We start from the raw sequence: 12,145 nt of genomic DNA on the forward strand, positions 1-12,145 counted from the left end.
CCGCACATGAATTACCAAACCCCCGTCCCCAGCAACGGCGCCATTCCCACCGGGGAGCGTCCTGGCTCGCGCAAGGTCTATCAGCCCGGCCTGCTGTGGCCCGACATCCGCGTGCCGTTCCGCGAGGTGGCGGTCCACCCGAGCGCCAACGAGCCGCCGGTCACGATCTATGATCCCTCCGGCCCCTATACCGATCCCACGGCGACCATCGACATCGAGCAGGGCCTGCCCCGGACCCGGGAACCCTGGGTGGTCTCACGCGGCGATGTCGAGGTGGTGGCCAATCCCCGCGCGGTGAAGCCCGAGGACAACGGTGGGGCCAGTGGCAAGCACCTGGCGCCGGAGTTCAAGGCGCCGCGGCGGGTCTACCGCGCCAAGGGGGCCGGATGCGTCACCCAGATGGACTATGCCCGGCGGGGGATCATCACGCCCGAGATGGAATACGTCTCCATCCGCGAGAACCTGCGCCGGCAGGAGGGGGACGGTTTCATCCGCGACGGCGAGGACTTCGGGGCCGAGATTCCGGACTTCTGCACGCCGGAGTTCGTGCGCTCGGAGGTGGCCCGCGGGCGGGCGATCATCCCGGCCAACATCAACCACACCGAGCTGGAGCCGATGGCCATCGGCCGCAAATTCCTGGTCAAGATCAACGCCAATATCGGCAACTCCGCGGTGCTCTCCACCGTGGCCGACGAGGTGGACAAGATGGTCTGGTCCATCCGCTGGGGGGCCGACACGGTCATGGACCTGTCCACCGGCCGCAACATCCACAACATCCGCGACTGGATCATCCGCAACTCCCCCGTGCCGATCGGGACGGTGCCGATCTACCAGGCCCTGGAGAAGGTCGACGGGGTGGCCGAGGACCTGACCTGGGAGGTGTTCCGCGACACTCTGATCGAGCAGGCCGAGCAGGGGGTGGACTACTTCACCATCCACGCCGGGGTGCGGCTGTCCTATGTGCCGCTGACGGCCAAGCGGGTGACGGGGATCGTCAGCCGGGGCGGCTCGATCATGGCCAAGTGGTGTCTGGCCCACCACAAGGAGAACTTCCTCTACGAGCACTTCGAGGACATCTGCCAGATCATGCGGGCCTACGACGTGTCGTTCAGCCTGGGCGACGGCCTGCGGCCGGGCTCCATCGCCGACGCCAATGACGCAGCCCAATTCGCCGAGCTTGAAACCCTGGGGGAGCTGACCCAGGTGGCCTGGAAGCACGGTGTCCAGACCATGATCGAAGGCCCCGGCCACGTGCCGATGCACAAGATAAAAGCCAATATGGACAAGCAGTTGAAGGTCTGCGGCGAGGCCCCGTTCTATACGCTGGGCCCGCTGACGACCGACATCGCGCCGGGCTACGACCACATCACCAGCGGCATCGGGGCGGCCATGATCGGCTGGTTCGGGACCGCCATGCTCTGCTACGTGACGCCCAAGGAGCACCTGGGTCTGCCCGACCGCGAGGACGTCAAGCAGGGCGTGATCACCTACAAGATCGCCGCCCACGCCGCCGACCTGGCCAAGGGCCATCCGACGGCGCGCGCCTGGGACGACGCGCTCAGCCGGGCCCGGTTCGAGTTCCGCTGGGAGGACCAGTTCAACCTCGGCCTCGATCCGGAGACCGCGCGCCAGTACCACGACGAGAGCCTGCCCAAGGAAGCCTTCAAGACCGCCCACTTCTGCTCCATGTGCGGCCCCAAGTTCTGCTCCATGAAGATCAGCCAGGAGATCCGCGAGACGGCGGCCAGGCAGAACGACGTCGCCGAGGGGATGGCGGAGATGAGCGCCAAATTCCGAGCGGCGGGAGGCGAGATTCAGGTCAAGCTGTAGGACACTTGTTGGTCGTCACGGATGGAGCAAATGGCGTTTTCAGACGGGGCGACCGACGAAGACCTGTCGATGGCCGACTGGACCGACGCGGATTGCACCGATGCCGTGTTCGTGGGCTGCGTCATCGAGGGCGCGCAGTTTTCCGAGACGGTGCTGGAAGGCAGTAAATTCAAGGGGTGCCGCATTGTGGGCGCCCGGTTCGCCAGCGCCAACCTGCGCGACGCGCACTTCGAGGCCTGTACGTTCGCCGAGGGCGCGCGAGGACCGACATTCGCCCATTGCGGTCTCGACGAGGTGCGCTTCACCCGGTGCGATCTGTCCTTCGCGCGGTTCGAGAGGTCGAGCCTCTATGGCGCGCAGTTCGAGACCTGCAATCTGCGGGGCGCGGCCTTTGTGGGAGCCGACTTCAGCCGCTCGTTCGGGCGCAAGGTGATCCGCACCCAGGTCTCGTTCTCGGGCTGCAGCCTGGAACTGGCGGACCTGGCCCAGGCGCGGCTGGCCGGCGCGGACCTGACCAATGTGTCGCTGCGCGAGACCGACCTGCGGGAGGCCGACCTGACCGGGGCGGACATGCGCCAGTGCGATCTCTTTCAGGCCCTGACCGGCGGCGCCAAGTTCGCCGACGCCGACCTGCGGGGGGCCGAGGTCAGCGGGTTGAACCTGTCAGGCCTGGCCAACTGTGAGGGGATGAAGATCGACGTCGGCCAGCAATATCGGCTGCTGACCGCGCTGGGCCTCGACGTGCACGCCGAGTAGGGCGGGCTCAGTCTTTTTGCTTGTCGCCTGACGGGCGCCTGAACCGGCTCCCACTTCAGGCTGTCAGGCTCAGTCGTCGCGACCGGCGCGAACCTTGACCTGCTCGGGCTTGGGCCAGGACTTGACCATCACCACCAGCATCGAGGAACCGAGGATCGCCGCGAGTCCGCTGAGGCCCTGGGCGGTGTCCATGCCGATCGCGGCCTGACGGCCCACCAGGGCGCTGGCCAGGATGACGAAGGCCATGGCGGCGCGTTCGGGCGTGATACGGACGGTGATCGGCTTGAGCATGGGGTCTCCTATGTCCTCCAATTGACGTGCGATTTCAGGATCGTACGTCACGGTAAACATCGAATGTGGTGCGCCTGCGGCGAGTGGTCACGCTTGAGGCGACCCGACGTCCGGTCTGCCGCCTTTGTGGTCAGTCGTCCTGGCGGACGGTCCCCTTGGCCGGGGTCGGCGCGATCCGCACCCAGACCGCCACCGTCACCGAGCCCAGCACCGCGGTGGCCGCGCCGGCCCACTGGACCACCTCCATCCCCTGGGCGGCGTAGCGGCCGGCCATCAGGCTGACGATGAAGACCAGGAGGGCGGAACCCCATTCGGCTCCGGCGCGCGAAAACAGCGTGTTCAGCATGGGGTCCTCAAGCAGGGCCGGATGATGGTGGTCCCCCATAAGGCCATGCCCACAAAGGATTCGCGATGCGGCATGGCCGCGCAGCGGCTGGTGCGAAGCTTGCCTGAAGGCCGCGCCTGTCGCGTTGATCTGCATCAGGGCATCTACAACGAGGGCGGATCGCCACCTGGGTCTACTGGGGGTCGTTTGGCTCCGAAGTTGAAGAGCCCAATCCCTCCAAAGATAAGCAACAAGAGCCCCCCGTGCGCCGCAGCGGTACGCAACGCCATGGCGTCAAACTCCCGGACGTAGAAGTCCGGCGCTCTGCGACCTCCAGGGACTTGGTAGACATACCCAGTGGCGGCGTCAGGCGCCGTCGGGCTGACCATACTAAGACCGGTCCAGATGACTCCGCCGGCAATCGTCACAAGACACAAGTAGGCCCCCAACCACCGCAACAGCCCGGAGGTCGGCCAGCGGATTCCGCGCTCCCAGATTGTCTCGGGATGACTAGATTTCAGGGGTTCGGCAGGCCCGTTGGACGTCATGAGTTCGGTTCGTCGTTCCCGAACAAGGCCTACGGCCCGCAGGTCCAGAGGCCGGTGAGGGTCAGGCGGGCGCCGTCGGCGCGGTCGTAGGTGAGGGTGGCGGGATAGCCGGGGGACTCGCCGCCGCCGACCGGGGCCGCACCGGTCAGGGCGATGGTGACGGTCTTGCCCTGGTCCGCGAAGACCGCGCCCTTCAGCATGGCGTCGAAGCCGCCGGGGGCGGTCACCCGCTCCATAGAGTCCAGCACCTTCACCACCCCTTGGGCCGGCGTCTTGGAGGCGACGACGCCCATCGCCACCAGCAGGGGCGAGGCTGTCGGCGTGGAGAAGCTGCATCCGAGTTCGCCCTGGAGCGCCGCCGATTGCAGGTCGGCGTTCGAGAGCGCGCTCAGGCGAATGGGCGAGCTGTCGCCGCCGACGGTGGGAGCGGTCTCTGGCTTAGGGGTAGCTGGCGGCACGCCCGGCGCGATTGTCGCGGCGGGAGGTTCAGCCGGCTTGGAGGTGGGCTGGGGCGAGCAGGCGGCTAGGGCGAGCGCCACGAGGGCTGCGACAGAGGTTACGCGCTTACGGCGGCCGGTGCGGGAAGCGTTCCAATCGGAGGAGTTGGTCATAAGTATCCTTGATTGCCGTCGCGCTCCGTCGTTTCCCGACAATCAGGCACGAGCATGCGCGCGCAGCAAGCCTGTGGCTCGCGTCTCCACGCGTTGATCGTCATGGCCGGGCTTGTCCCGGCCACCCATGATCTCCGTTGTTCAGCAAGCGTCTGAGGCGCCGCCGCGCGCCCTGCGTTGAGGCGGAGATCATGGGTCCCCGGGACAAGCCCGGGGATGACGGACATTGGTGAGATAGGCTGCGGTCATCGGCAGCGGTCGCCCAGCAAGGTGCGCGGACCGAGCAGAGGTTAGCGGGTAGCCGCCAGAAGTTCGGCCTGGATGCCCAACTCCCCGGCGGCGGTCGCCAGGCGATGGTCAAGGGTCACCAGTCTAAGGTCGCCGCGACGGCAGATGGCCGCGTGCAGGGCGTCGGGGGCGCGGAGCATCAGGTCGAAGCGGCGGACGAAGATGTGGGCCAGGCGGATGTCGGAGGCCTGGAGGTCGATGTCCACCGTGGCCACAGCGCGCCAGGCGTCGAAGTCGGCGAGGCGGGTCGCGGCGTCGGCGGCGTCCAGCAGGCCCGTGCGAACAAGGCGCGACAGGGCCGAGGCCACCTCGGCGGCGGCGAATTCGCTCACCACCAGAGCCTCGCCCGCGTCGGCGATGAAGCGATCCACCAGGGCGCTTCCCGGCTCCTCGATCAGGATCGGCAGGATCGCGCTGGCGTCGAGATAGGCGCTCACCCTTCGTCGTACAGCTGGGAAAGCAGCTCCACGGAGGTCAGGCCGACGCCCTTGCGCTTCAGCCGGCGCGCCTTCAGCCACGTATAGCTGGCTGTGGAGACCTTCTGATCCTCCCGCGCCACCGGGCGCAGTTCGGCGACGGCCTTGCCGTGCCGGGAGATGATGACCTCCTCGCCCTCCAGGGCGCGGTCGATCAGCCGAGGCAGGCCGTTCTTGGCGTCGGCGACGCTGTAGGTGGTCACGGGACCCTTCTCCAAATTATGACTATAATAATAGCCATATAGTTCGGACGATCAATGGGGTTCGCTGGCGGCCATCGAGGCCGCAGGCCTCAGAAGTGCGCGCGAGCTGTTAAGCCCCTATCCGCACATCCCGGCGAAGGCCGGGATCCAGGTAAAACCCACTCCCATCTCACGCAAACCCGATCGCCGGAGTCGGATCAGGTCCCGCCGTCCAGGATGAATCTGGGTCCCGGCCTTCGCCGGGATGAGCGGGGTTTGTGCGCATTTTCGGCACGCGCATCGATGGCTCACGATCAATTAGCCCACCGCCAACCGCACCGCATCCAGCGGGGTCCCCGCCGGGTAGTGGTCGCCCAGCCACTGGCAGCCGAACATCATCAGGGCGGCGGGGAGGACCACGTCGCCGGAAGGCTCGGTGGTGGCGGCCCCGAGGTCGAGCTTGGCGGCTTCCAGGCGGTAGGTGCGGCTCACGTGGTCGGCGACGGTGAGGACGGCGCCGGCCTCGGTGATCTCGAGAATGGGGTCGGCCAGGCAGACCTTGAGCATGCCGCCGTGGGCCTCGAACTGGACGACGCCCAGGAAGGTCCCGCGCCCGGTCAGCTTGCCACCCTCGTCGAGGGTGAGGGTGCTGTCGGGGGCGGCGGTGAACAGGAAGCCGCCGTCGGCGGTGGGCGCGGCGCCGTCGCTGAGCTGCGTCTTGCCGCCCGCGCCCGCCACATAGCCCCGGAAGCTCTGTTTCACGCCCCAGCTGAGGGTCTTGATGGTGGGCATTCCGGCTCTCCTCAGGATTGGGCGGCGCGGCGCGCGGCGAAGGCGGTCTCGACGCAGGGCATGACCAGCCAGCTGATGCTCTCGCCCACGAAGCTCAGTTCCTTGGCCGTGCTGGAGGACACGTGAAGGAACTGGGATTCACAGATGAAGTGGACCATCAGGACCCGGGGGTCGATGCGGCCGGCGACGCCGTGCAGGTTGAATTCGTCGTTGAAGTCGCTGGCCTCGCGCAGGCCGCGCACGATGTGCGTGGCGCCGATCTCGTTGGCGTAGCCGATCAGGCTGCGGTTGGCGTAGTCGCCGACCTCCAGGGCGCCGCCGAACAGGCTGTCGGGGGCGTCGGAATTGGCGGCCTGCGGCCAGAGCTCGGTGATGGAATCCAGGATCAGCCGCCGGCTTTCCTGGACCCCGAAGGTGCGCCCCTTTCGGACGTTGGTGCCGATGGCGACGTGGACGGCGTCAAAGGTCTTCAGCGCCTTGCCGATGATGTCCAGGTGGCCGCGGGTGACCGGATCGAAGGACCCCGCATAGAGCGCCTTGGTGGCGCCGGACTTACGCATGTGAAGGACCTCGAACCGGCATCTGAGGGCGGAGAGTTCCGCGATGCGGGGGCGATGCGCAAGCCCGAGGCGCGCGCGCGGCGTTCACGCTAAGGTCAGATGATGATTCATCGCCTCATCCCGCTGGCCCTGGCGGCCGCCCTCATCGCCCTTCCGACCCAGGCCCAGACGGTGGTCATCGTCCGTCACGGGGAGAAGGCCGGCCCCTCCGGCGACGTCGACCTGTCGGCCGCCGGTCAGGCGCGGGGCGAGGCCCTGGCCCAGGCGCTTGGCGGGGCGAAGGTGAGCCTGGTGCTGGCGACCCCGCTGAAGCGCACCCAGCAGACGGCGGGGGCCACCGCCAGGGATGCCGGGATCGCGGTGGTGGCGGTCGGATTCGACGGCGGCGACGCGGCCCATGCCCAGCGGGTGGCGCAGGCGGCGCGCAAGGCGGGTCGCGCCGAGACGGTGCTGATCGTGGGGCACAGCAACACCGTGGCCGACATCGCGCGGACGCTGGGGGATACGCGCGCCGTGGCGCCCCGCGACTGCGAGTACGACAGGATGACGGTGTTGGTGTTGGATGGCGCCGCGACACGGGTGATCCACACCCGCTACGGCGCGCAAAGCGAAGGCTGCGGAACATGAGCGCCTTGTCCCACCTGCCGCCCGGCGCCTTCGCCAAGGAGGACAGCGGGGATGACGCGGCCTTCTACGCCGAGGCTCGGCTGAAGACCCATATCGACGACGCGGCGATCGGCGCCCTGACCGACTTCTACCGGGTGGTGCTGCCGCCGGGCGGGGCGCTGCTGGACCTGATGAGCAGCTGGGTCAGCCACCTGCCGCCGGAGGTCGTCTATGGCGAGGTGATCGGCCACGGGATGAACACCGAAGAGCTGGCGGCCAATCCGCGGCTGTCGCGAGGGTTCGTGCAGGACCTGAACCGGGCGCCGCGCCTGGACCTGGCCGACGCCAGCCTGGACGCCGCCATGATCTGCGTCGGTGTGCAGTACCTGCAGCAGCCGGTGGCGGTGCTGGCGGAGGTCGGGCGGGCCTTGCGGCCCGGCGCGCCCCTGGTGGTGAGCTATTCCAACCGCTGCTTTCCCACCAAGGCCGTCGCCGTCTGGCGCACCCTCGGCCCGCAAGGCCATGCCCGGCTCATCGAAGTCTATCTGGAGGCGGCGGGGTTCACAGGCCTCGAGGTCCATCGGCTGAAGGACGGCGCCGCCAGCGATCCCCTGACGGTGGTCATGGGACGGGCGACTTGAGGTCGAAGGCGACGCGGAACAGGCGGCCGGGACGCGCCAGCTCGTAGGTGAAGACCTGGGGCGTGAGGCCCAGGGACCAGACATTGGTGTTGGACACCGCGCGACCGGTGCGCGTGAACAGGGCGATGGACTGCGCGTCGGCGGGGAACCTCTGCAGGTCGGCGGCGCCGGGGCCGGTGGTGTCGCCGCCATACTGCGAGACCTCGTCCTGCGTCCCGTCGGTGTGGCGGTGGTCGTGCTTCAGGCGCAGTCGGTCGCCGGGCAGGCGCGTGACAACCCAGGTCCGGGAGTGATCGGCGCCGACATGGAAGGGGATGCGAATCTCGTCAGCGGCGCAGGACGCGACCGTCATAGTCAGGGTCGCCTCGCGCATGGCGGCGTCGGCCGTGGCGTCACTCTCCACGACGGTTCCAGAGAAGGTCTGGCCGCAGAGCCGTGTCAGGCTCGTGAAGAAGGCGCCGGCGGGCGTCTGTGCGTGAGCCGCGGCAGGGGCGGCGGCCAAAGCGAGTATCAGGGCGAAGAGCGGGCTGCCGCGCATGAGGGACCTTTCGGAGTCTGGGCCTCAGCCTAGAGCCTTTTCAGGCGGATGGAATCATCTGACCCGAGGCTCTAACTCCAAGAAGATAGAGCGCGTCGGACGGGTTAACCGGAGTCCGCTTGACCCTGACGCGCTCCAGTCTCCGTGCCCGCTGAAGTCCGCCTAGAACGCTTCCCAGCTCTCGGCGTCCGGTTTGCGGACGGCGCCGCCGCCACGGCTGACGGTCTTCATGGCGGTCGCGGTCTTGGGGCGGGGCCGCTCCACCTCGAGGGGCGCGCCGGTCTGGAAGCGGCTGATGGAGTCGGCCAGGACGTCGGCCTCGTTGCGCAGGGCGTGGCTGGCGGCGGTGCTCTCCTCCACCATGGCGGCGTTCTGCTGGGTGATCTGGTCCATCTGGTTCACGGCGGTGCTGACCTCGGCCAGGCCAGTGGCCTGTTCCTGGGCGCCGGCGGCGATCTCGGTGACCAGGCTGTCGATGTCGGCCACCTTGTCGATGATCCGTTGCAGGCTCTCGCCGGTCTGGCCCACCAGCTTCACGCCGGTTTCGACCTGGCGCGAGGAGGCGCCGATCAGGGCCTTGATCTCCTTGGCGGCGTCGGCCGAGCGCTGCGCCAGGGCGCGAACCTCGGAGGCGACGACGGCGAAGCCCTTGCCGGACTCGCCGGCGCGCGCGGCCTCGACCCCGGCGTTCAGAGCCAGGAGGTTGGTCTGGAAGGCGATCTCGTCGATGACGCCGATGATGGCGCTGATCTCGCGGGCCGAGCCCTCGATGGCGCTCATGGCCGCGACGGCCTGGCGCACCACGTCGCCGCTGGTCTGGGCGTCGTCGCGCGCGTCGTGGACCACCTGGGCGCAGGTGATGGCGCCGCTGGCCGAGCGTTTGACGGTGGCGGTGATCTGCTCCAGGGCGGCGGCGGTTTCCTCCAGGCTGGCGGCCTGCTGCTCGGTGCGGCGCGACAGATGGTCGGTGGCCGTGGTGATCTCGCCCGAGCCGCTGCGGATGCCGCGGACATTGCCGACCACGACGGTCATCGCGTCCTGAAGCTGCGCCATGGCGGCGTTGAAGTCGCTCTTCAGCTTGGCGTAGTCCTCAGGGAAGGCCTCGGCGATGCGGTGGGTGAGGTCGCCGCGGCTGAGGTGCTCCAGCCCGCCGGCCAGGGCGGTGACGACGGCGGCCTGTTCGGCGGCGGCGCGGGCCTTGGCGGCCTCGGTGCGGGCGCGTTCCTCGTCGGCGGCGCGGCGTTGTTCGGCGCTCATGCCCTCCAGACGCAGCTTCTCGATGCCGGCGTCCTTGAAGACGGCCACGGCCTCGGCCATCAGCCCGACCTCGTCGCGGCGGCCCTGGGCGGGAATTTCCACGGTGAAGTCGCCGCCGGCCAGCTTGCGCATGGCCCGCGTCATGGCGTTGACGGGGCCGGCGATGGCGCGGGTCAGCCACAGCCCGACCGCCACGGCGATCAGCAGGCCCAGGACCAGGCCGAGGGTCAGGCTGATATAGGCGCCGCGGGTGATGGCGGTCTGAGACGCCGCGAGGCCGGCCAGGCGCTTGGTCTCGCTGTCGAAGATGGCCTCGATGCCGTCCTCGGCCGGCGCGATCAGGCCGTCGGCGGCGCCGTCGGGGGAGATCATGTCCACGGCCTGCTGTCGGGTGGCCGGATCGGCGGCCAGGACCTGGCCGGCCTGCGCGATCTCGCTGTGCCAGCGGTCGGCGGCGGCGCCGATGGCGGCGAGGGTCTCCAGATCCTTGGGGCTGTCGGAGAGCAGGGGGGCGGCGGCGGTCAGGCGCGCCTTGAAGTTGGCCCGGTGCTTGGCGATGCGCTCGACATAGTAGGGGTTCGCCGACAGCAGGAAGCCGCGATAGCTGTTCTCCTGCCGGGCCAGGAAGAACTTGGCCTCGTTGAGGATCTGGATGGTCTGGCGGCTCTCGTCGGTCTCCCGACGGGCGGTCTCCAGGGACTGGAAGGACAGGAAGGTGGCGGCCCCCATCCCGGCCATGGTCACGGTCACGGCGGCGAAGCCTGCGGTGAGCTTGCGGGAAATCTTGAGGTTGTTGAGTGACATGTCAGGTTGCGCCTTCCGGCCAGCGTCGCGTCGCCGGCGATCTCGCGTTTACCTTGAGTGCGCTGACCGAATGGTTACCGGCGGTTGACCATGGGGCGCCTGCGACAGCGCGCCGCAGGTCCATCGCGAGCCCAGGCGGGGCCGACCGAGGCCAGGCGACCTGTGCGCCTGAGGCGCTGACCCCGGCCCGACTTCGTGCTTCCCCTACGGCATGCTGGCGTGACGGGGCGACCGTAAGCGCCGATTAACCCTGACCCTCTCATGGTCGGCGCGACTTCGGAGACGACAATGACCCGCCTGGCCCTGGTGATGATCGCGCGGGATGAAGCCCACCAGATCGCCCGGGCGCTCGACAGTGCGGCGCCCCATGTCGACCTGATGATCGTGCTGGACACCGGGTCTGTGGACGGCACCCGGGAGATCGCCCGGGCCTGTGGCGCGCAGGTGCATGAGTTCGTCTGGTGCGACGACTTCGCGGCCGCCCGCAACGCCTCGCTGGATCTCTCGCCAGCCGCCTGGAACCTGGTGCTGGACGCCGACGAGTGGATCGAGAGCGGCGGCGAAGCGCTGGCCGCCCTGGAGTCCGACGCGATGGGCTGGGTGCGCCGCGACAACCATCTGGCCGACGAGGCGGTGGCCCAGACATGGATCCCGCGCGTGCTCCCCCGCGGCGTCCGCTACGAAGGCCGTATCCACGAACAGCCTGTGGGGCTCGACCGTGGGGTGCGCCTGCCGCTGCTGCTGGGGCACGACGGGTTTTCCGCCGACAGCCTGGCGCGCAAGGGGGATCGCAACGAGGTCCTGCTGATGGCCGACCTGCAGGACCATCCGGAGGACCCCTATCTCTGGTTCCAACTCGCCAAGGAACACCAGGCGCGGGGTCATCCGCCCCAGGCGGCCCTGTGCTTCACCGAGGCGCTGCGGCTGGCGCCGGCGCAGGTTCCGTGGCGCCACGGACTGGTGGTTCGCGCGATCACGGCGTTGAAGGACGACGGCCAACTGGAAGCGGCGCGGGGGGTCGCGGAGGCGGAACGCGCCGATTGGTCCAGGTCGCCGGACTTCCATTTCGCGGTGGGGGATCTCTACCTGGCCTGCGCGATGGCCGATCCGCTCCGGGCGGTGGCCGAGTTGCTGCCGGTGGCCGAGGCGGCCTGGAAAACCTGTCTGGAGATCGGCGAACAGCCGCACCTGGACGGCGCGGTCCGCGGCCGGGGCAGCTTCATGGCGGCGCACAACCTGGCCATCCTCTACGAGACCTTCGGGCCTCCAGAGGCGGCGGCGCGCTATCGGGCGATGGCGGCGGTCCGCTGACGCCCAAGAAAAAAGGCGGCGCCCGGAGGCGCCGCCAAGTTTGTCAGGGCTGGTGAGAGGGGAGGCTCCAGCCCTGGAGCTCAAGTGACCCTTACGGGACGGGAATAGTGGCCGCCTCGGGCTGAGCCGAGTCCGGAGAGGCTTCGGCCGGCGCCGGGTTGACCGGTTCGGGGGCCGCCGTCACAGGCGGAACCACGATGGTCAGAGGCGCAGGCGTCGAGGCCGAGGTCTGGGCCGAGCCGGAATAGGGCTGCGGCGTCGCGGGGATCACGGCGCTGGCGTCCTGACCCGAACCCTCGGCGCTCACGGCGGCGGGGGCGGGGCGGGCC

The 12,145-nt window shown here is 68.9% G+C and carries 14 protein-coding genes and 1 pseudogene; 5 read left to right on the plus strand and 10 right to left on the minus strand.

What is annotated here, in order from left to right; all coding sequences use genetic code 11:
* The first annotated feature begins 6 nt into the window (after window positions 1–6).
* Both thiC and AAC997_RS03595 read left to right on the plus strand, forming a co-directional pair.
* Window positions 7–1,830, plus strand: a complete 1,824-nt coding sequence (gene thiC / locus AAC997_RS03590) for a phosphomethylpyrimidine synthase ThiC (protein WP_340644331.1) — start codon at window positions 7–9, stop codon at window positions 1,828–1,830.
* Window positions 1,831–1,860: 30 nt separating this feature from the next.
* Window positions 1,861–2,586 carry a pentapeptide repeat-containing protein gene (locus AAC997_RS03595; RefSeq protein WP_340644332.1) on the plus strand — a complete coding sequence of 242 codons (726 nt, stop codon included), beginning with the start codon at window positions 1,861–1,863 and terminating at the stop codon, window positions 2,584–2,586.
* 69 nt (window positions 2,587–2,655) lie between these two features.
* On the opposite strand, the gene AAC997_RS03600 is transcribed toward AAC997_RS03595, so the two are convergent.
* From AAC997_RS03600 to coaD, 7 genes are all read right to left on the minus strand, one after another.
* Entirely contained in the window at window positions 2,656–2,877 is a 222-nt protein-coding gene (locus AAC997_RS03600; protein WP_340644333.1) for a hypothetical protein, read from the minus strand.
* A gap of 130 nt (window positions 2,878–3,007) precedes the next feature.
* Window positions 3,008–3,358 (minus strand): hypothetical protein, encoded by a 351-nt coding sequence (locus tag AAC997_RS03605; protein WP_340644334.1) that lies wholly within the window; start codon window positions 3,356–3,358, stop codon window positions 3,008–3,010.
* A 421-nt stretch (window positions 3,359–3,779) separates the two neighbouring features.
* The gene (locus AAC997_RS03610) at window positions 3,780–4,361 is read right to left on the minus strand and encodes a hypothetical protein (RefSeq protein ID WP_340644335.1); all 582 of its coding nucleotides are present in this window, start codon (window positions 4,359–4,361) and stop codon (window positions 3,780–3,782) included.
* 290 nt (window positions 4,362–4,651) lie between these two features.
* Window positions 4,652–5,086: a type II toxin-antitoxin system VapC family toxin gene (locus tag AAC997_RS03615; RefSeq protein WP_340644336.1), complete on the minus strand. Its 435-nt coding sequence runs from the start codon at window positions 5,084–5,086 to the stop codon at window positions 4,652–4,654.
* Window positions 5,083–5,328 (minus strand): type II toxin-antitoxin system prevent-host-death family antitoxin, encoded by a 246-nt coding sequence (locus AAC997_RS03620; RefSeq protein WP_340644337.1) that lies wholly within the window; start codon window positions 5,326–5,328, stop codon window positions 5,083–5,085. Before AAC997_RS03620 ends, AAC997_RS03615 begins: the two co-directional genes overlap by 4 nt.
* A gap of 297 nt (window positions 5,329–5,625) precedes the next feature.
* Entirely contained in the window at window positions 5,626–6,099 is a 474-nt protein-coding gene (locus AAC997_RS03625) for an HtaA domain-containing protein (RefSeq protein WP_340644338.1), read from the minus strand.
* 11 nt (window positions 6,100–6,110) lie between these two features.
* On the minus strand, window positions 6,111–6,659 hold the full coding sequence (gene coaD / locus AAC997_RS03630) for a pantetheine-phosphate adenylyltransferase (protein ID WP_340644339.1): 549 nt from the start codon (window positions 6,657–6,659) through the stop codon (window positions 6,111–6,113).
* 99 nt (window positions 6,660–6,758) lie between these two features.
* Between coaD and AAC997_RS03635 the strand changes: the two genes are divergently transcribed.
* Window positions 6,759–7,286 (plus strand): phosphoglycerate mutase family protein, encoded by a 528-nt coding sequence (locus AAC997_RS03635; protein ID WP_340644340.1) that lies wholly within the window; start codon window positions 6,759–6,761, stop codon window positions 7,284–7,286.
* Window positions 7,283–7,906, plus strand: coding sequence for a methyltransferase domain-containing protein (locus AAC997_RS03640; RefSeq protein ID WP_340644341.1), 624 nt, complete (start codon window positions 7,283–7,285; stop codon window positions 7,904–7,906). Before AAC997_RS03635 ends, AAC997_RS03640 begins: the two co-directional genes overlap by 4 nt.
* On the opposite strand, the gene AAC997_RS03645 is transcribed toward AAC997_RS03640, so the two are convergent.
* Both AAC997_RS03645 and AAC997_RS03650 read right to left on the minus strand, forming a co-directional pair.
* Window positions 7,887–8,444 carry a hypothetical protein gene (locus AAC997_RS03645; protein ID WP_340644342.1) on the minus strand — a complete coding sequence of 186 codons (558 nt, stop codon included), beginning with the start codon at window positions 8,442–8,444 and terminating at the stop codon, window positions 7,887–7,889. The genes AAC997_RS03640 and AAC997_RS03645 overlap by 20 nt on opposite strands.
* Before the next feature lie 162 nt (window positions 8,445–8,606).
* Window positions 8,607–10,505 (minus strand): methyl-accepting chemotaxis protein, encoded by a 1,899-nt coding sequence (locus AAC997_RS03650; RefSeq protein ID WP_340644343.1) that lies wholly within the window; start codon window positions 10,503–10,505, stop codon window positions 8,607–8,609.
* Window positions 10,506–10,793: 288 nt separating this feature from the next.
* Here AAC997_RS03650 and AAC997_RS03655 point away from each other — a divergent pair, with 288 nt between their 5' ends.
* Window positions 10,794–11,816 (plus strand): glycosyltransferase, encoded by a 1,023-nt coding sequence (locus AAC997_RS03655; protein WP_340644344.1) that lies wholly within the window; start codon window positions 10,794–10,796, stop codon window positions 11,814–11,816.
* Window positions 11,817–11,907: 91 nt separating this feature from the next.
* Here the strand turns inward: AAC997_RS03655 and AAC997_RS03660 are convergent.
* Window positions 11,908–12,145, minus strand: a pseudogene (locus tag AAC997_RS03660) (hypothetical protein); the annotation flags it as partial.

This window comes from Phenylobacterium sp., assembly GCF_037968635.1.
Lineage (GTDB): Bacteria > Pseudomonadota > Alphaproteobacteria > Caulobacterales > Caulobacteraceae > Phenylobacterium.